The organism is Marinobacter sp. MA (assembly GCF_048298425.1).
Lineage (GTDB): Bacteria > Pseudomonadota > Gammaproteobacteria > Pseudomonadales > Oleiphilaceae > Marinobacter > Marinobacter salsuginis.
In genome coordinates, this window is the sequence record NZ_CP103058.1 from 2,179,863 (window position 1) to 2,198,907 (window position 19,045).

The 19,045-nt window shown below is 56.3% G+C and carries 14 protein-coding genes; 6 read left to right on the forward strand and 8 right to left on the reverse strand.

Annotation, left to right across the window (positions count from 1 at the left end):
- Window positions 1-7 precede the first annotated feature (7 nt).
- Window positions 8-922: a LysR substrate-binding domain-containing protein gene (locus NUW46_RS10170; protein WP_305966037.1), complete on the forward strand. Its 915-nt coding sequence runs from the start codon at window positions 8-10 to the stop codon at window positions 920-922.
- A gap of 169 nt (window positions 923-1,091) precedes the next feature.
- The gene (locus tag NUW46_RS10175; protein WP_418140011.1) at window positions 1,092-1,931 is read left to right on the forward strand and encodes a substrate-binding periplasmic protein; all 840 of its coding nucleotides are present in this window, start codon (window positions 1,092-1,094) and stop codon (window positions 1,929-1,931) included.
- Here NUW46_RS10175 and NUW46_RS10180 read toward each other — a convergent pair.
- Genes NUW46_RS10180 through NUW46_RS10190 form a run of 3 tightly spaced genes read right to left on the reverse strand, consistent with a single transcriptional unit; the run spans window position 1,928 to window position 3,692 of the window.
- On the reverse strand, window positions 1,928-2,554 hold the full coding sequence (locus tag NUW46_RS10180) for an ATP-dependent zinc protease (RefSeq protein ID WP_418140012.1): 627 nt from the start codon (window positions 2,552-2,554) through the stop codon (window positions 1,928-1,930). The two genes, NUW46_RS10175 and NUW46_RS10180, sit on opposite strands and share 4 nt — an antisense overlap.
- Window positions 2,551-3,126 carry an ACP phosphodiesterase gene (locus NUW46_RS10185; RefSeq protein ID WP_418140013.1) on the reverse strand — a complete coding sequence of 192 codons (576 nt, stop codon included), beginning with the start codon at window positions 3,124-3,126 and terminating at the stop codon, window positions 2,551-2,553. Before NUW46_RS10185 ends, NUW46_RS10180 begins: the two co-directional genes overlap by 4 nt.
- Before the next feature lie 23 nt (window positions 3,127-3,149).
- Window positions 3,150-3,692 carry a porin family protein gene (locus NUW46_RS10190; RefSeq protein ID WP_418140014.1) on the reverse strand — a complete coding sequence of 181 codons (543 nt, stop codon included), beginning with the start codon at window positions 3,690-3,692 and terminating at the stop codon, window positions 3,150-3,152.
- Between the two features lie 251 nt (window positions 3,693-3,943).
- Between NUW46_RS10190 and NUW46_RS10195 the strand changes: the two genes are divergently transcribed.
- Entirely contained in the window at window positions 3,944-5,356 is a 1,413-nt protein-coding gene (locus NUW46_RS10195; protein WP_222466088.1) for a TrkH family potassium uptake protein, read from the forward strand.
- 3 nt (window positions 5,357-5,359) lie between these two features.
- Here NUW46_RS10195 and glgP (NUW46_RS10200) read toward each other — a convergent pair whose 3' ends face one another.
- The 5 genes from glgP (NUW46_RS10200) to glgC all read right to left on the reverse strand — a co-directional run bounded on the left by glgP (NUW46_RS10200) (window position 5,360) and on the right by glgC (window position 12,896).
- A complete protein-coding gene (glgP, locus tag NUW46_RS10200) occupies window positions 5,360-7,894 on the reverse strand; it encodes an alpha-glucan family phosphorylase (RefSeq protein WP_418140015.1) in 2,535 nt (844 codons plus the stop codon).
- A gap of 66 nt (window positions 7,895-7,960) precedes the next feature.
- Window positions 7,961-8,323 carry a PilZ domain-containing protein gene (locus NUW46_RS10205; protein ID WP_136629485.1) on the reverse strand — a complete coding sequence of 121 codons (363 nt, stop codon included), beginning with the start codon at window positions 8,321-8,323 and terminating at the stop codon, window positions 7,961-7,963.
- A 100-nt stretch (window positions 8,324-8,423) separates the two neighbouring features.
- Window positions 8,424-9,917, reverse strand: coding sequence for a 4-alpha-glucanotransferase (malQ, locus tag NUW46_RS10210; RefSeq protein ID WP_418140016.1), 1,494 nt, complete (start codon window positions 9,915-9,917; stop codon window positions 8,424-8,426).
- On the reverse strand, window positions 9,914-11,641 hold the full coding sequence (locus NUW46_RS10215; RefSeq protein ID WP_418140017.1) for a glycoside hydrolase: 1,728 nt from the start codon (window positions 11,639-11,641) through the stop codon (window positions 9,914-9,916). Before NUW46_RS10215 ends, malQ begins: the two co-directional genes overlap by 4 nt.
- The gene (gene glgC / locus NUW46_RS10220) at window positions 11,631-12,896 is read right to left on the reverse strand and encodes a glucose-1-phosphate adenylyltransferase (RefSeq protein ID WP_418140018.1); all 1,266 of its coding nucleotides are present in this window, start codon (window positions 12,894-12,896) and stop codon (window positions 11,631-11,633) included. Before glgC ends, NUW46_RS10215 begins: the two co-directional genes overlap by 11 nt.
- A 203-nt stretch (window positions 12,897-13,099) precedes the next feature.
- Here glgC and glgB point away from each other — a divergent pair, with 203 nt between their 5' ends.
- From glgB to glgP (NUW46_RS10235), 3 genes are read left to right on the forward strand one after another with little or no spacing between them, the layout of a single operon-like run.
- Window positions 13,100-14,986: a 1,4-alpha-glucan branching protein GlgB gene (glgB, locus tag NUW46_RS10225; protein WP_418140019.1), complete on the forward strand. Its 1,887-nt coding sequence runs from the start codon at window positions 13,100-13,102 to the stop codon at window positions 14,984-14,986.
- Window positions 14,983-16,446 (forward strand): glycogen synthase GlgA, encoded by a 1,464-nt coding sequence (gene glgA, locus NUW46_RS10230; protein ID WP_418140020.1) that lies wholly within the window; start codon window positions 14,983-14,985, stop codon window positions 16,444-16,446. Before glgB ends, glgA begins: the two co-directional genes overlap by 4 nt.
- 32 nt (window positions 16,447-16,478) lie before the next feature.
- Window positions 16,479-19,034 carry an alpha-glucan family phosphorylase gene (gene glgP, locus NUW46_RS10235; RefSeq protein ID WP_418140021.1) on the forward strand — a complete coding sequence of 852 codons (2,556 nt, stop codon included), beginning with the start codon at window positions 16,479-16,481 and terminating at the stop codon, window positions 19,032-19,034.
- Window positions 19,035-19,045 lie beyond the last annotated feature (11 nt).

The following is a 19,045-nucleotide window of genomic DNA, read 5'->3' on the forward strand; positions in this document are numbered from 1 at the left end:
CGCAACTATGAGCGTTGACCTGAATGACTACTTCTATTTCGTGCATGTCGTTGAAAAAAAGGGATACACCGCGGCGGCAAAGGCCTTGGACATGCCGAAGTCGCGATTGAGCCGTCATGTTGCTCAGCTCGAGGAACGCCTTGGCGTGAGGCTGCTTCAGAGAAGTTCCCGCAATGTTGCGGTTACCGAAGAAGGGAAGAGCTTCTACCAGCACGCTCGCAAGCTCGTTGACCACTTCGAACTGGCTGAAGCAGCAATGGACAATAGAAGTGGAAACCTTTCAGGAAAGGTTGTGATCAGCTGTTCGCTGGGTGTGGCGCAGTTTCTTTTGTTCGATATCTTGACTGATTTCGCCAGGCAACACCCGAAAGTGCTTATCGAACAACGCGTCACCAACTCCATGGTCGACTTGATTAAGGAAGGGATAGATATCGCTATTCGCGGGCACAGTGGCGAATTGCCTGATTCGAACTTGATACAGCGCTTTATCGCGAATGTGGAATGGCAGCTTTATTGCTCGCCTGGTTATCTGGAGCAACTAGAACAATTGGAAACACCCTATGATTTAGCCAGTTGTCGTTTTTTAAAAGTGGGGAGAGCCGGCGCGAAAGAGGCGATCCCGTTACAGCACAAAGAGGGTCTTCGAACCCATCAGAACACTCACATCGCACTATGCTCAGAAGATATGTCGACAATCAGGCAAGCCGCAATCGATGGCCTGGGCGTTACCGCATTGCCTGGCTATGTCTGCAAAGCACCCGTTGAAGCTGGCCAGCTCGTTCGGGTATTGCCAGACTGGGTATCCCAGCATGCGAGCCTCAGTCTGCTAATGCCATCTCGGGTGGGTGTGCCACCGCATACAAAGGCTTTTGCGGAGTTTATTCGTGAGAGACTAGCGGATGCTGTAACGCCAGAAACCTAGAACTTTTGGTTGATGCTCAAACACCCTTGAAAGAGCATGAGAAAACCATACTATACTGCGCATAATGTATATTATGTTAAATCGGCTATAGACATACTCAAGCTCATCCCCATGCAGTCGTTATACTCTACCAACCCAACTCACCCTTCCGGCTTTCAGGTGTTCGTTAATGAAGTGGTACCGGCGGCTGTTTCTGTTTTCCCTTTTATTATCCTTGATACCGCTTGGTCCCGCTGCGGCAAATCAGGAAACCATTCGGATCACTACCGGCCAGTGGCCTCCCTACCTGGATGAGAATCGGCCGGATGGCGGCTTTCTGGTGCAGATTATCCGTGAGGCGTTTGCCTCTCACGATATTGATGTTGAGTTTTATTTTTTCCCCTGGTCGCGTGCGTTAGCGCTGGTGAAATCCCGCGAGTACCAGGCGTCGGCTGTCTGGTCATGCACTACAGAAAGAAAGCGCGAATTCCTCTATTCAGCACCGATTTTGCCGTACCAGTACGTTTTCTATCATCGTCAAAAAATGCCATTCGATTGGGATGCCCTCTCAGACCTCAGGGGCATGAATGTCGGGCTAACCCAGGATTACAGCTATGGCGATACACTCAGCGGGGCCATCGAAAGTGGTCTTGTAAACGCCGATGTCACCACGTCAGATATCGCCAATTTCAGGAAGCTATTGCTCGAAAGAATCGATCTTTTCCCTATGGATCCGATCGTTGGTGAAGCAATGCTTGCCGAACAGCTTGGTCCTGAGGCCAGAGAGAGCCTGGAGTTCCATCCAAGGCCACTAAGAAGCGCCCTCTACCATCTTCCGTTTTCCCGTGAAGATCCGGAGGCGGGTCGCCTGAAACGGGCCTTTGATCGGGGGTTGGCAAAACTACGAGAAAGCGGCCGCTATCAGGAGATTATTGAAAAAGCCCTGAAGGCTCACAGTTCCCCGGCGGCCGCTGAAATACTGGAAGACAAACTGGTGAACTGGGATGAGGATCCCAGTACTTGCGATTAGGCGTCCGGATCGACTTCCTCGACCACACTCTCGGCATGCCTCGTTGCCAGCTCTTCCAACGTCATGTATTCACATTCTTTTTCGGCCATAAACGCGTCCGCCGAGTCGATGAGAATGTTGTCATCGCGCATGAATCGCCGGCCTAACAGCGCCGGATAGGAGAATTTGCCGCGGTCTGTCAGTGAAAACTGCGTGGTATGGGTGGTTCCGGCAATGCAGAAGTCCATCATGACCACGTAGCGCTTCTGGGACGGCGCGCCTTTGCGCTTGATCAGTACGGTTCGTTCCACCGGCCTTTCAAATTCGAGGATCACGTCTTCGTGGTCCAGTTCGCCTTCAGTGGGCTGATCTTCGTGGTCACCAAGCGGGATCTGAAAGCTCACCCATTCGGCGCCATCCTTTTCGAAGGGTTCGACGTTCACAGCGTGCAATGATGAGGTTTTTGCGCCGGTATCCAGCCGTGCCTTGAGACGAAGGCTGGTGTCCTGCATGACTACCCACTCCACGTAGCCAAGCGTTTCCGGTGGACGCTGGTCATTTTTGGCCTCCGATTCGGCGGAAAGCGCCATCGTTGATGGCAAAACCAAGGCTGCGGCCAACAACGCCCTGTTGAGAACCCTCATTCAATACCTCCTGCAAATTGCTGTAAATCCGGGAAAAAAGACAGAAACCTGAATTCCAGTTCGTCGTGGTTTGCGCGGACCTCCGTAATAATGCCGGCGAACTCGTTTCTGAAGCGTATGCGTCCCGCAACCCGGTCCAGAGCGTGTCCAATGTTTTCAAGGTCCTTGTAGGCTCCAAACCAGTCATTCCAGACCATGCTTCGGGTAACCCGGGCCATCTTGTCCGGCATCAGATGCTCTTTTTGCTGCAACTCATTGTAAATACGGCGAATAAACGCCTCTCGCTCAATGTCACTGAATTGGTCCCAGTGCTTGAGAAGAAAATGGTCGTAGAGAATATCGAGTGCAACCCCGGCAAATCGGCGTCTCTGACGTGAGAACACCTGCTTGCTCGCAAGTACATCCGGATGCTGATCGGTAAAACTATCCACCGCCCGATGATGGCGAACGCCGTGTTTTACCGAGTCCGGAAGTGCCGAGAGATCGACACCCCGGGTAAAGTCACCGAGGATGCTCCCCACCCTTGCTTCAGGCGAGTCCGGCGCCAGAAATACATGAGCCAGATGGTTCAAACAGTCTCCCCGGTGGTCTGGTCTCAGAAGTTGAATTGAATGCCGACACCCAGACCATCGATTTCAGCATCACTGTCTTCATAGTAACGCATGTACTCGAGGTTGCCGGACAGGTTCGGCGCAAATTCCATATTCATACCGATGCCGTAAGACACATCCGTTTCATCCTCGGTGGCCGTACCCAGGAACGAAGAGGCTTCGAGTTCAACCCGGGTGAAGCCGAGTATGGCGTAGGGCGTAATCGGCGATTCGTTGGCCAGATTGAACGCGGCGTAGCCGCCGAAGAAATTGTCCAGTGAATAGTCGACGCCACCGACGCGCTCATCATCCACTCCGAAACCGCCACGGGCTTCGATCCCCAGGTAAGGCGTCGCCATTACGCCCACCTTCGCAGAAAGAGTGCCGACATCAGCATCGGCGTTACCGCTTTCCAGATTCACGAAGGTGTAATTAAGGCCTGTATACAGTGCACCAACGCCCGACTTGTAAATATCCTGGGCGGAAGCCGTGCCGGCAGCCGCCAGACCGGTCGCAAAAATAACGGCAATTGAACGTACGTGTTTCATACTGGTATCCCCTTAACCGAATCATTCGGTGTACATCGCTGAAGTTGCACCAGCCTCACGGATTTTTCCATCAGAAAGATCCGCATTTACGCGTTATTTACACCGATTTAATTCGCCGGTAATTTCAGTATCCGCGCGGTGTTACCTTGCGGAAGCCGGAACCCACAGGTATTCTGACGCCGTCTCCCGGTATCAGCTGGCTCGAGCATCCATTGAGAAATCTCTACCCCGTCATTTTTATTGTCAGCGTCATGTTTGTGCTTTTGAGCATTTTCATGACTTTGCCTGTCATTTTACTTGCGGGCTCCGAGACGCCGAATGCCATGGCGTTTGCGGAATCGGCCGCTATTGTCTGCGGCCTGGGCATCCTCGGGATGGCTGCCACCTATAGCAAGCCTCGGGATCTCAAACCCCGCTACATGTTTGTGCTCACGGTTTCGTCCTGGTTCATCATCGCACTGTTTTCATCCCTTCCTTTCTACCTGAGCGACCTTGGAATTTCCGCGGCGGACGCTTTCTTCGAGGGCACCTCCGGGATTACCACCACCGGGGCAACGGTTCTCAGTGGCCTGGACAACATGGATCGGGATCTGCTGATCTGGCGTTCCATTCTGCAATGGATCGGCGGCATCGGGATTATCGGCATGTTCGTTGCGGTGCTTCCGTTTCTTCGCGTCGGTGGCATGCGGCTGTTTGCCACGGAGTCCTCGGAGTGGACCGACAAGGCATTGCCGAGAATGAAAACTCTTAGCCGCGGTCTGCTGGTGGTTTACCTTGTTTTCTCGATCATCGCAGTGGTCACCTACTACTTCTCAGGCATGACGCTGTTCGATGCCTTTAACCATGGCCTGACCAGTATTGCCACCGGCGGATTCTCCACGTCGGATATGTCCATGGGTAAGTTCAATGATCTGATTCTCATGGAAGCGACGCTGTTCATGATTATCGGCAGCCTGCCCTTCTTCCTTTTTGTGCGCGAAATGCATGGTCAACATGGCGTGCTTTTCAGAGATCAGCAGGTTCGGCTCTTCCTGGCGATCCTGTTCTTCGTACCGCTGTTGTTGACCCTCTACCGCTGGATGGTGTCTCCGGTACCTTTTGATCCCATCCACAATTATGCGTCGACTCTCTTCAATGTGACTTCGGTGGTAACAACCACGGGCTACGCGTCCGAGGATTATTCAGCCTGGGGCCCGCTGGCATTCGTGTTGTTTTTCTTCCTGATGTTCGTGGGTGGCTGTTCAGGATCCACCGCCGGCGGTATGAAGATTTTCCGGTTCCAGCTGTCCCTTATTATTCTTCGTGAACAGCTGATGCGGCTTCTGCACCCTCGAGCGGTGCTTACCCGGAACTACAATGGGCGGGCAGTGAGCGATGAGATCATCTCGTCCATGATTGCCTACACGTTTATATTCCTGCTCTGTCTGCTGTTGATTACGATTGCCCTGGCCGCAATGCAGCTGGACTTCGTGACCGCACTGTCAGGCGCCCTCACCTCGCTGACTAACGTTGGCCCCGGTCTTGGTGACATCATTGGTCCGGCCGGGAACTTTGGACCACTGCCCGACGCGGCGAAATGGGTCCTGTCTGTGGGAATGTTGATGGGACGCCTGGAAATCCTGAGTGTTGTAATCGTCCTTTCGCCGGCGTTCTGGCGAAGCTGACGCTTACTTGAGCCAGAGTATCGCCGGATTTTCCAGCGGCAGGTTCAGGCGCTCATCACGCACTCGGAGCCTCGGTGTGTAATGTCCTTGCGGCCTTGAGGGCACTGTGCACTCGTAAAGATAGGTGTGTGCAGAACCGCCCAGGGGATGCTTCATTTCCATCGGCACCACCGTTCTGGGCCCATGCTCTGATTCTTCCGCCACCAGTTCCACAGCAATCCGCTGCTCGTCGATTCCATCCAGGTAGACTTCCACTTTGCAGAACAAGCCGTCTGGGGTTTCAATGGCATTGAAACTGTTGAACCTCAATCGAGGCCAGTGCTGCGTGATTGCGTTGCATTCCGCCAACAGTTCCTTCGAGGTTTCCATCGTCCGGTTTCTGCCTTTTTCGGCCATGGGCAGGTAAAACTGCTCCACGTACTCTCGCACCATGCGATTGGCAGAATACGCGGCTGTCAGCTGGTCCATGCTGGCACGCATTCGCTTCAGCCATTGCCGGGGAATGCCCTCTTCGTCCTCATTGTAGAAGTCGGGAACGACCTCTTTTTCAAGCAGATCAAACAGTTCACTCGCGTCTGAAAGGTCGTGGTCGTGATTGTTGGAGCCACTGAGCTCCCTGAACGTAGCGCCGGGTCGAATGGCCCAGCCCACATCCCGGTTCCAGGCCTCCGCCCACCAGCCGTCGCACTGGGACAGGTTCAGGCCACCGTTCACCAGTACTTTCATGCCACTGGTGCCGCAGGCTTCCCAGGGGTGTCTCGGGCAGTTGAGCCAGACATCGACTCCCTGAACCAACTGATTGGCCACACCCAGGTCGTAGTCTTCTATGAACACGACCTTGCCCTCCACATCCGGTCGACGTGAGAATGCTTTCCACCGGCGGATGATGTCCTTCCCGACAAGGTCATAGGGATGAGCTTTGCCGGCAAGAACGATCTGGAGTGGGCGGTCCCGGCTTGCCAATAGCTTTAGCAGTCGATCCTGATCCTTAAGCAGGAGGTCCGGTCGTTTGTATTCGGTAAAACGCCGGGCAAAGCCCACGGTCAGGGTTTCATGGTCCAACAACAGCCCGCAGGCAGCAGCGTGGTCGAAGCCAGGATTCTGCTCGCAGTGCTGGCTTGAAAGCCGTCTGCGAAGGTAGCCGACCAGCCGTGTCCGCTGCAAGCGCCTCATCTCCCACAACGCCTCATCGGTGATGTCGGTCATTGGGCAGGATTTCTGGAGTGCTCTGCGCCATCTGTCCTTGCCGCAGGCCTGTGTCCAGATGGCATCGGATTCCGGTGAATCCCAGCTGTGCGTGTGAATGCCATTGGTTACATAGTCCGCGGGAATATCCTCGGCCGGCCAGCGCGGAAAAAACGGCTGAAAAATGGTCTGGGTGACTTTCTGGTGGATGCGGCTGACGCCATTAAACCGTCCGCTCATGTTCAACGCCAGCAGGGCCATGTTGAGCTTTTGGCTGCCAGGCTGATCTTGCGAATCCTGGTTTTCGCTGCCCAAATCCATCAACTGGTCGATATTGAGGTCGCGCCCCTCCAGCCAGGGAGCCAGGTACAATCGGAGCAGCGATCGGGAAAAATGATCAAAGCCAGAGGCCACCGAGGTGTGCGTGGTGAACAGATTGGTTGCCCTGGTCGCGGTATGGGCGAGCTGGAAATCGGCGTTGTATTGATCCTGCCAGCTGAAGGCCCGTTCAATCAGTGCCAACGCGCAATGTCCCTCGTTCAGATGGCACAGCGCAGGCTTTCGGCCCAGCTGTTTGATCAGGCGCCAGCCACCAATGCCAAGCACCATTTCCTGTTGCAGGCGTTTTTCCGGGTCGCCGGTGTATAGCTCACTGGTAATCCCCCGGTCGCCGGGTTCATTGCGCGGGTCGTTGCTGTCTAGCAATAGCAACTCGCAGCGTCCAACCTGGGCCTTCCAGGCGCGTAGGCGAACGTTTCGCCCCGGGAAAGGCACAACCACCCTCACCCACTGGCCTTCGTCATCTCTTAAGGGGGAAACCGGCAGCATCGTTGGGTCGTTGTAGGGATAGAATTCCAGTTGCTCTCCATCGGTGCTGATGGCCTGGCGGAAATAGCCCTGCTGGAAAAGCAACCCGACAGCCATCACGGGCACACCAAGATCGCTCGAGGCTTTTAGGAAATCCCCCGCCAGGACACCCAGTCCGCCACTGTACAGGGGCAGAGATTCGCTCAGCCCATATTCCATGCAGAAATAGGCGATGCCCTCACCAAGATCCCCGGAGCATTCCGACGTATACCAGGTATCAGCCTGAATAAACTCACTATGTGCTGATATCTGGTCACGGTAGCGTTTCTGGAAGTCAGGATCGGCGGCCAGTTCTTCAAGCCGGTCGCCGGAGACACTGTTCAGCACCAGCCAGGCGTTCCGGGTGGTATCCCAGATTTCCTCATCAAGGGCGCGCCAAAGCTCATCAGTGCCATGGTGCCAGGTCCATCGTAAATCGAGGGCCAGCTGAAACAGACCGGCCAAGGAGTCCGGCAAGGATCGCGTGGTATAAGCTGCCAGCGTCAAAGTAGGACTCCGCTCAGGTTGGCCGGTATATTAGAGGGAGCTCCATGAGAGATCTCCCCCATCAATTCAGAAGGCTTGCTGACGACGAACCGGAAAATAATTGACGGGCATATGGTGCTTTTTTAGCCATTGCACCAGAGAGGAGATGGTGAAGCTGTCGTTCTCAACTCCCTCAAAGTCGACACCCAGCCCCCGGTCGGATTTGCGGACTACGTGTGCCTTGAGGCGACGAAACCGCTTTTCCTGCTGGTCTGGGAAACGAAACTCAAGCTCTACCGTCTGGTTTAACTGCACGTCCGTGTAATCGGTCGCGATGAAGAGCCCTCGTTTGGACGCATCCCGAATCTGTCCGGTGGCCACCGGCATCCCTCGTTTGTATACCAACAGGCCAAGCTTTCCCTGAACGCGTTTACTGAGTCTGTGTTCCATGTTTCCCCCCGGTGACTCATCAAGAACGGCAATTGTTGATACTGTTCGTGCTTTATAGCGAAGGTTGGGAGACGCCTCTTTGACTCTGATCAAAAAATGCTCAGTCAGCGGGTAAGCGTCCATGTCGCTTTACAGCTTCAGCAATGCGTATTGACAGATCTTCTTCTGGAAAATTCCAGTCCAGTTGCCAAACCCAATTATTGGTAATCGTTCCCGGCGTATTGAATCGCGCCTCGGTTCCCAGCCCCAGAAAGTCCTGCATTGGTACCACCGCGATCGAGCATACGGATCTGAGAGCCGCCTCAATCACCGGCCATGGCATGCCCTCGCAGGTGGTTCCCAGATAATCGTTCACGTTGCGTCTGGTGTGCTCGTCGAGACTCTGATACCAACCGAGTGTCGTATCGTTATCGTGGGTACCTGTGTAAACCAGATCCCGATGATGGTGGTTATGCAGCAGGTGGGGATTACTGGGACTGCCATCGAAACCGAACTGCATCACCGTCATCCCCGGCAACCTGAACCGCTGCCTGAGCTCTTCCACGTCGTCGCTGATGATGCCGAGGTTTTCGGCCACGAGCGGCAAGTCCGGAAATCGGTTGAAGCAGGCTTGCAGAAAATGATCGGCCGGACCTGGCACCCAATATCCGTTTCTCGGCGCTGGCGACTCGGCAGGAATCTCCCAGTACGCCTGAAGACCCCGAAAGTGATCAATCCGGATCAGATCGAAAAGCTGACGCTGACTTTCCAGTCGTTCCAGCCACCACCGATAACCGTCTTCCGCCATAATCTGCCAATCGTAGAGAGGGTTTCCCCAGTGCTGTCCATCGGCGGAAAAGTAATCCGGCGGGACGCCAGCAACAACCGTGGGTTCACCCCTGGCGTCAAGTTTGAACAGGTGTCGATTGGCCCAGACGTCCGCGCTGTCATGTGCGACGAAAATGGGAATATCACCGAATAACAAAATGCCCCTGTCGCGCGCATAGTCCCTCAGGGCTTGCCATTGATGATTAAACAGGTATTGCTCGAATTGTATGCGGGCCAGCCGAGCCTGATTCTGGTCAATAAAGCTCTTCAGTGCGCTAGGGTCCCGGTCTCTCAGGGGCACCGGCCACTGCAACCAGCCCGGCGACTCCTGAACCTCACGGATTGAGCAGAACAGGCAGAAATCATCCAGCCAGTAATCGTTCCTGGCCCGGAAATGCTCGAACCCGGGTTGATCAAGACCGTTCCGGCCTTGCGCCTTGCCATCGAAAAAACGCTGGGCGGCAATGCCCAGAAGCTGTTGCCGGGACTCGCCAATCGGCTGTGCAATTTCTGAATCCACCAGCAGGCCGACCTGCAGCAGCTCCGCCAAGTCGATGAAATTCGGATTGCCCGCGTGGGCGCTGAGGGACTGATAGGGGGAAAGATCGGAATGTGTTGGGCCGATTGGCAGAGTCTGCCAGACCGTGATATTGCTGGCGGCCAGGAAATCCACGAAACGGCGCGCACCTGCTCCCAAGACGCCGAGGCTGCCCGGCAGACACGTAGGATGCAACAGCACCCCCGCTCTCCTTACACTGAACAGGTCGTTGGTATTCGTTTGCGTCATGCCTGTTTTTCCGCGTCATGGCCCGGACGCATGGTTCCGCCCCGGGCTGGTTCTCCGCTGCCTTGGCTTAGCTGCTGGAATACCGAGGGCGGCGCCGGGTACCCGATCATTTCATAGAGGTTGACCAGGTGGCGGCGGTAGAGATGTTCAAAGTCGCTGACGATCTGAGCCGGGTTGTAGTCGCCAAACCACCAGAACCAGTCGGAGCCTTCACAGATCGCCAATTGTTGCATGGCAGCCTCTTTTTGTTCTGAATTGAGGCTGCCGTTATCCATCACACGGTCAAAGTGGACTTTTGCCTCGCAGAGCAGATCCCAGGCGCGGTTCTTGTCCGGATCACCAATCCAGGTAGAGAAGGTGCCGTAAATCCAGCTCCCGGCAACCAGATGTGGCAGATTGATGGGCTCGGTGACGGGGTTGGCTACCAAATCGCTGTAGGTGGTCAATTGCAGCTTGGGGTGGTTCGCCAGAACCCGATAAAGCTCATCCAGAAAATGAAAGCCGTTTTCCGGGTAATATTCCCAGGCGTTTTCACCATCCATGATCACCGAAATCACCGGCCGTGTTTTGCCTTTGCCCTGGCCGGCGATGTTTTCCATGTGATGAACCAGGTCGCCGACGGCATCCCTGGCATGCCAGTCCGCGTAGGTAAACCCGATAAGATCAGACAGGCCGTCGTCCCGAAAGAACACGAACGTGCCCGATTCACCAAAGGTATACGGCCGATGAATACCGTAATCGGGCAGTTCCGGGTTGGTTTCCCGGGCTCGGTTCAGGCTGTTGTGCACCACCGAATCCCCACTGGCCGTCCAACGGAATTGATGGTCTTCCAGCAAGGCCAGTGTGGCGGCGCTGAGGCCACCCTCTGAGGCCCAGCAGCCGGATGGTTCAAGGCCGAAGAATCGCTGGAAGACGGTTTTCGCCTCCTGGAGCTGCCAGCCGGCCCGCGCCTCACCACCCGGGTAGTCACTGTGCACCGGCAAAGTGATGTCTGGCATGGCCTCCCGGGCGGAAGCCAGGTCGATGAGCAGAGGGAGCATGGCATGGGTGTAGGGGCTCACGGAGAGTTCAACCTGGCCCTTCTGGGCGAGATGGCGGTATCTCGGGCCTATTCCGGATAACACATCAAAGATCACGTCCAGCAAAGCTCGCCGGTCGTCCATCGAGAAATTATGGCCTTTTTCCTGAAGGCTCTGGATGCAATGGCTTTTCCTGCGAATCGTCTCCCCCATCCAGCCGAGGTGATACCAGACCAGCAGATCCGAGAGAAATCTGCGCGAAATATACCTCTGAAGCTCCGGTTTTCGGCGGTAGACGTCAGCCAGTTCCGCAAGACGTGCGAACGCGGGGTAGCGATTGATTATCCGCTCGCGGTTCGCCCGAAGGGACTTTTCCATCAGGCCAAGAAAAGCCGGGGTACCGGTTTCGGGCAACTCCTCGGCGACAAGGGCAGCCAGCAGAGGATCACCGATCTCACCTGCTCCATGCCGCCAACGCTCGATCTGGATCAGATAGGTCTCGATCTGCTCAAGCAGAACGGGCGCGAAATTGACCACAGCCCTGGCCTCAGGATTGCCTTCCAGGTGGGCAGCCATGTCGCTGTAATCCTTGATGGTATGCAGGTATACCCAGGGAAACAGGAATTGATTGGTTCGCATGTCCTGATAGGACGGCTGGTGCATGTGCCAGCAAAGTACTACCGGCGTTTTTGTGTCAGAGGCCATGGGGATAATCCTGCCCGAGCATCTCGGGCGTGATCAGCACAATACCTTTTGGAGAAACATGGAACCGCTTCCGGTCTTCCTCGGCATCAAACCCAATCCGGGTGCCCTCCGGAATCCGGCAGCCACGATCAATGAGGCAGTTTCGAAGGCGGCAATGGCGCCCTATCTGCACATCCGGGTAGATCACTGAATCTGATATTTCACTAAAGGAATGCACCATAACCTGCGAAAAAAGCAGGGAATGTTTCACCAGTGACCCGGAGACAATGCACCCGCCCGCCACCATGGAATCCACTGCCATTCCGCGCCGGTTGTCGTCGTCGAACACGAACTTGGCCGGTGGCAGTTGCTCCTGATAGGTCCATATCGGCCAGTGAGAATCGTAGAGGTTCAGTTCCGGGCTGATGCTGATGAGCTCAAGGTTCGCCTGCCATAGGGCATCAACAGTACCCACGTCGCGCCAGTAGGCAGGTTTGTTCTCGACCGGGTTCCGAAATGGAAATGCCACCACCCGCAAACGTTTGATCACCGATGGAATAATATCCTTGCCGAAATCGTGGGAGGAATCGCCATCCATCTGGTGATCACGCATCAGTTCATCAAACAACACCTGGGTGCTGAACACATAGATGCCCATGGAGGCGAGCGCCTTGCCGGGTTGGCCGGGCATCGGCTTTGGCTGCTCCGGCTTCTCGATAAATTCAGTGACTCTGAGCTCATCATCCACCGACATAACGCCGAATGCGGAGGCTTCATCGAGTGGCACCTCGATACAGCCCACGGTGATATCGGCATCGTTTTCAACGTGATGGGCCAGCATGGTGCCGTAGTCCATCTTATAGACATGGTCACCTGCCAGGATCAGCACGTACTCCGGCTGATGGCTGCGGATGATGTCGAGGTTCTGGAGCACAGCATCCGCTGTTCCCTCATACCAGGAGGTTTCGATCCGTTGTTGTGCTGGCAGGAGCTCGACGAATTCATCCAGTTCCCCGCGGAGAAACCCCCAGCCCCGCTGGATGTGGCGAATCAGGGAATGGGATTTGTACTGGGTGATTACACCAACCTGGCCAATGCCCGAGTTGATGCAGTTCGAGAGGGGAAAATCAATGATCCGGAACTTGCCGCCAAACGGAACCGCCGGTTTGGCCCGCCATTTGGTGAGATCATGGAGGCGGGAGCCCCGCCCTCCGGCAAGTACCAGTGCAAGAGTCTGACGAGTGAGACGACTGACGAAACGCTTGGCCGTTTGCATAGCTGCTTCCCTGAAGAAAACCTTCCCTCGGACCGATCGTTCAACCGCTAGGGTTTGCCACGTTTTTGACGCCTTAAACTATATTAGAACACTAGCACGGAATTATGACGTAAACTTGTTTTGGGTCATTTTTTAAACAGGCCCTTTCGCGTCCAATGAACGGACGCCCAATGCGCTTTACCCGGTCAGGAACAGCACGGTCTATGGACAGTCCAACGCTCAGCGAATTTGACCTCCACCTCTTCGGCGAAGGCCGTCACTGGCACATTTACAATGTCCTTGGGGCCCACGTTTGCCGGAGCAAGGGAGTGGAAGGCGTGCGGTTTGCGGTCTGGGCACCCCACGCCAAAGCCGTCAGCGTTGTCGGGGATTTCAATCACTGGGCCTCCGGCGCCAACCTCATGGCCTCCAACGGGGACACCGGTGTCTGGTCCTGCTTTGTTCCCGGTATCGGTACCGGCGCTCTCTACAAGTACTCCATCACGACAGAAAGAGGCGACCAGCTTCTAAAAACCGATCCCTACGGGCAGGCCTTCGAATTAAGGCCCTCCACCGCCGCTGTTGTGACCGAACGCGGCCGTTTCGGCTGGGGCGACGGCGACTGGCTTGCCCGCCGTGGCCGCTGGAACTGGCAGCAGTCCCCCATTTCCATTTACGAGGTGCATGCTGCCTCCTGGCGACATCACGGTTCCGGTCGCTGGCTGACATACAGGGAACTGGCCGACCAGCTGGTTCCCTATGTCCTGGAACTGGGCTTTACCCACATTGAGCTTTTGCCGGTAACGGAACACCCGCTGGATGAATCCTGGGGTTACCAGACCACCGGTTATTACGCCCCGACCAGTCGTTTCGGCAGCCCGGACGATTTCCGCTACCTGGTAGACCAGTGCCATCGGCACAACATCGGCGTGATCCTGGACTGGGTGCCAGGGCATTTTCCCACCGATGAGCACGCCCTGGCCCGGTTTGATGGCAGCGCGCTCTACGAGCATGAAGATCCCCGCAAGGGGCGTCATCAGGACTGGGGTACCCTTATCTACAATTACGGGCGCCACGAGGTTCGGAACTTCCTGATCGGGAGCGCCCTCTTTTGGCTGGACGCCTTCCATATTGATGGTTTGCGGGTAGATGCAGTGGCGTCGATGCTCTATCTCAATTATTCCCGCAAGGAAGGCGAATGGCTGCCCAATGTCCACGGCGGACACGAAAACCTTGAAGCCATCGAGTTTCTCCGCGAGTTGAACCGCGTTTGCCAGAGCCGCTTTCCGGGAACGTTGATCTTTGCGGAGGAATCCACGTCCTGGCCCCGTGTTACACGGCCGCCCGAAATCGGTGGTCTGGGGTTCAATCTGAAATGGAATATGGGCTGGATGCACGACACCCTCGATTATCTGGCCCAGGACCCGGTATACCGCCAGTACCACCACGACAAACTGACTTTTGGGCTGTTGTATGCGTTCTCGGAGAACTTTCTCTTGCCGCTGTCCCACGATGAGGTTGTTCATGGCAAAGCCAGCCTGATCAACAAGATGTCCGGCGACGACTGGCAGCAGCGGGCAACCTTAAGGCTGCTCTTCACCTATATGTTCTGCTATCCCGGCGCAAAGCTTCTCTTTATGGGCGGGGAGTTTGGTCAGCGCCGTGAGTGGAGCGAATCCCGGGAGCTGGACTGGTCTCTGCTGGCGCATCCGGAGCATCAGGGAATCAAGAAACTGGTCCAGGACCTTAACGGCGTTTACCGTCGGGAAGTTTCGCTAAACGGCGCCTGCTTCACGCCGGATGGATTCGAGTGGATCGATTGCCATGATTCCCCACAATCCGTTATCAGTTTCCAGCGCACGGCTGGAGGCGAAACCTCGGTAATTGTGGTCAATTTCACCCCTGTGCCCCGGCACCATTACCGGATCGGGTTGCCCCAGGGTGGCAACTGGCGGGAAATCTTCAATTCCGATTCGGAATACTACGGCGGCAGCAATCTCGGCAACCCTTACACCATGCCAGCGGATCAACAGCCGTGGATGAACCGTGACTGGTCACTGGAACTCACGCTGCCGCCGATGGGCGCGATAATCCTGAGGCCAGCGTTATGATCCGGGTTCTTTTTGCCACCAGTGAAGTCTATCCACTGGTGAAGACCGGCGGTCTTGCCGATGTTTCTGCCAGCTTGCCCGAAGCGCTCTGTCGTCTTGAATACGATGTTCAGATTCTCCTGCCTGGTTACCCGGACGCGATAAAGGCCGCCAGAAAAGCCGGTTCCCGCAGAAAGGCCCGATTCCAGCTTGGCCAATACAATGTGAGCCTGTGGCAGACTCGGCTGCCAGGCACCGCGGTTACTCTCTGGTTGGTTGACTGCCCGCCCCTTTTCGATCGCCCCGGCAACCCCTACAAAAACGAGGAAGGGAGAGACTGGTGGGACAACGCCCACCGGTTTGAGCTGTTTGGCAAAGTGGGGGCCATGATCGCCATGGGCGAAGCCGGTCTGAACTGGAGGCCCGATCTGGTGCACTGCAATGACTGGCAAACCGGGCTGATACCGGTATTCCTGGAAGCCTATCAGGAGCGGCCGGGCACCGTGTTTACCATTCATAACCTTGCCTACCAGGGGCTCTTCTCAAACGAGACGTTCCGCGCCCTCGGTCTGCCCGACACCCTCTGGAGGTTTGAACAACTGGAGTTCTATGGCCAGCTTTCGTTTATCAAGGGCGGCCTGGTATTCAGTGATCGGATCACCACCGTCAGCCCCACCTATGCACGTGAGATTCAGACTCCGGAATTCGGCAATGGCCTCGATGGTCTGCTCCGGCACCGGCAACACGCCTTGACCGGCATTCTCAACGGCATCGACACCCGGGTCTGGGACCCGGAGGAAGATCAAGAGCTGGCCTTCCACTACGGACGCGACCATCTGAAGAACAAAGCACAGTGTCGGGCAGCGCTGCAACACGAGCTTGGGCTGGAAGTGAACGGCGCGCCGCTTCTTGGTTTCATTGGCCGACTGGTGGAGCAAAAAGGGGTGGACTGGATAGTGTCCGTGATGCCGGATTTGCTGGAACAGGGCTGCCAGTTTGTGATTCTCGGTTCGGGAGAGGACCGTTACGAGGAGCCGCTGAAACAACTGGCCCGTCAATGGCCCGGGCAGTTCTCCCTCACCCTGGGCTACAACGAAGGGCTGTCCCATCGCATCACGGCGGGCTGTGATCTCTTCCTGATGCCGTCCAGGTTCGAACCCTGCGGGTTAAACCAGATGTACAGCCTTCGGTACGGGACAATTCCGGTGGTGCACGGTGTCGGAGGGCTGGCCGATACGGTGCAGGATCCGCAGCAGGTGGGAATCGACAAGGCCAACGGATTCGTGTTTGCCGGTGCCAGTGCCGCATCGCTGCTGGCTGCGGTACACCGGGCACTGCAGGTGTTTGAAAAGCGCAAGCAATGGCGGCGGTTGCAGGAAAACGGCATGGCCATCGATTATTCGTGGAAGCAGCGCGCTCGCACCTATGGTGACCTGTATCAGGGCATTCTCAAAGAACGTGATCAACAACAGCTGGATTAGTGCGAGCGTTTGCCCGCCTGGAGGCAACCAACATGCATAAAGCAACGGAATTTCGACTCGAAGCCCATCCCTTGATTCCAGAACCCCTTGAGCGACTGGAAGAACTTGCCAACGATCTGTTCTACAGCTGGGACCATGGCGTCCGTAGCCTGTTCGCCCGGATCGACCTGCGGCTGTGGCAGAAAGTGGAGCACAATCCCAAGCTGTTCCTGCGCCGGGTTGCCCAGGACCGATTGGACGAAGCATCGGAAGACCGAGCGTTTCTGGCTGAGTATCGCCGGGTTCTGAGCAGTTACGATGCCTACCTCGAAGCCGGCCCCGGCCCGGAAGTCACCGAAAAACTGGATCCGGAGCAGGCTCTGGTGGCCTACTTCTGCGCCGAGTTCGGTTTCCATGAGAGTTTTCCGATCTATTCCGGCGGCCTTGGTATCCTGGCCGGGGACCACTGCAAGGCCGCCAGTGATCTTGCCCTGCCGTTCGTGGCTGTGGGCCTTCTGTACCAGCAGGGCTACTTCATTCAGAGTATCGACGCCCACGGCCAACAGATCGCACGTTACCAGTCCCATTCAAGCGATGAGCTGCCGATAACACCCGTGGAAATGGATGGCCAGGTTCTGAAGGTATCGGTTCCCTTCCCTGGTCGTGATGTGGTCGCAAGGGTCTGGGAGGCTCGGGTTGGTCATATCCGGCTGTACCTGCTGGACAGCAACACCGAGGAAAATAACCCAGAGGATCAGGACCTCACACTCCAGTTGTATGGTGGTGACGAGTCCACCCGCATCAGCCAGGAAATGCTCCTTGGCATCGGTGGAACCCGGGTTCTGGAAGCATTGAATCTGAAGCCGACGGTCTGGCACATCAACGAAGGGCATGCCGCGTTCCAGATCCTCGAACGCTGCCGAAGCACCATGTTGAGTTCGCAACTCGGCTTTCAAGCGGCCCTGGAAGCAGTTGCCGGTGCCACCCTCTTCACCACCCATACGCCTGTACCCGCCGGCCACGATATTTTCCCCAGGGCTCTGGTGCATCATGCCCTTGGCCGCTACCTGGAGGAGTCCGGGCTGGATTTCGAGCAGGTGTTCGCCCTCGGTTCAAAAGATGGCGGCGACAGCTTCAACATGACCAGCCTGGGGCTCCGTGGCTCCCGCTATCACAACGGCGTCAGCCGCATTCACGGAGGCGTCGCGTCGTTGATGGAGGGCGATGTCTGGCCCCAGGTACCACCAGCCGAGAACCCTATTGGTTACATCACCAATGGCGTGCATGTACCCACCTTCCTCGCGCCGGAATGGTCCAGCCTGTTTGATATACAGGCGCCCACCTGGAAAAGCGAGCTAAGGAATCCGGATTTCTGGGAATTTATCGACCAGATACCGGATTATCACTACTGGAGCGTGCATAAAGCGCTTAAACAGCAAATGGGCGAGTATATTGTCCAGCGCCTGAAGCGCCAGCATAAGCGCAATGGCACCGGCCACTCCGTGACAGACCGGATGACCCGGCAGATTATGTCCTCGGAAAAGGACACGCTGGTCATCGGGTTTGCCAGACGCTTCGCCACCTACAAGCGCGCGACGCTGGTTTTTTCCGATCTGGAACGGCTTGAGCGGATTCTCACCAATCCGGACAGGCCGGTAGTGCTGGTCTTTGCTGGCAAGGCTCACCCGAAAGACAAGCCTGGCCAGCAACTGATCAAGGTTATCCACGATCTGTCCATGCATCCCTCCCTGATGGGGCACCTTATTCTGCTGGAGGATTATGATCAGGCCATGGCTCGCCGGCTTCTCAGTGGTGTGGATGTCTGGCTGAACACTCCGGAATACCCGAAGGAAGCCAGTGGCACATCCGGTGAAAAAGCCGCCCTGAACGGCGCCCTCAATCTCAGCGTGCTCGATGGCTGGTGGGGGGAAGGCTACAACGGCAAGAATGGCTGGGGCATTCCGCCACGAGATACCGAACTGGATCCGGAGTTCCGGAACGAGGAGGAAGCCAGGGACCTGATCGATCTGATCGAGTTGGAGGTGGTGCCGCTGTATTACGATCGGGCATCCCAGGGGTTTTCGAAGGGCTGGGTCAAGCGCTCCAAAGCGTCGATGAAGTCCATAACCCCCAGGTTCAATGCCCAGAGGATGGTGATGGACTACGTCAATAACTATTACCACCCCGCCTCCAGTCAGGGCGCGCTCCTGATGGCCGAAGGCGGCCGGGTTGCGATTGAACTCGCAAACTGGAAAGCAAGGGTGCGACAGGCTTGGAACGGGGTTGAACTGCGGGTAGTGGGCTGCGTTAAATCCTCATGCCCCCACGATGGCGCCGTGGAACTGCGGGTTGAGGCGGCGCTTAACGGCCTGACCGCGGAGGATGTCCGGGTGCAATGCCTGGTCAGCCCCGAGTGCACCGGCACCGATGGCAGCCCAGGGCCAAACAGCTTCCTTCTGGAAAAAGAGGGTGAAGAGGACGGCCGAACCCTATTTGCCACTCATGTGCAGCCACCCTACCCTGGCTTGCAGACCCTGAGGCTGAGGATGTATCCATACCATGAGTCGCTGACTCACCCGCTGGAAATGGGCGCCATGCTCTGGGTCTGACCCGGAGCATG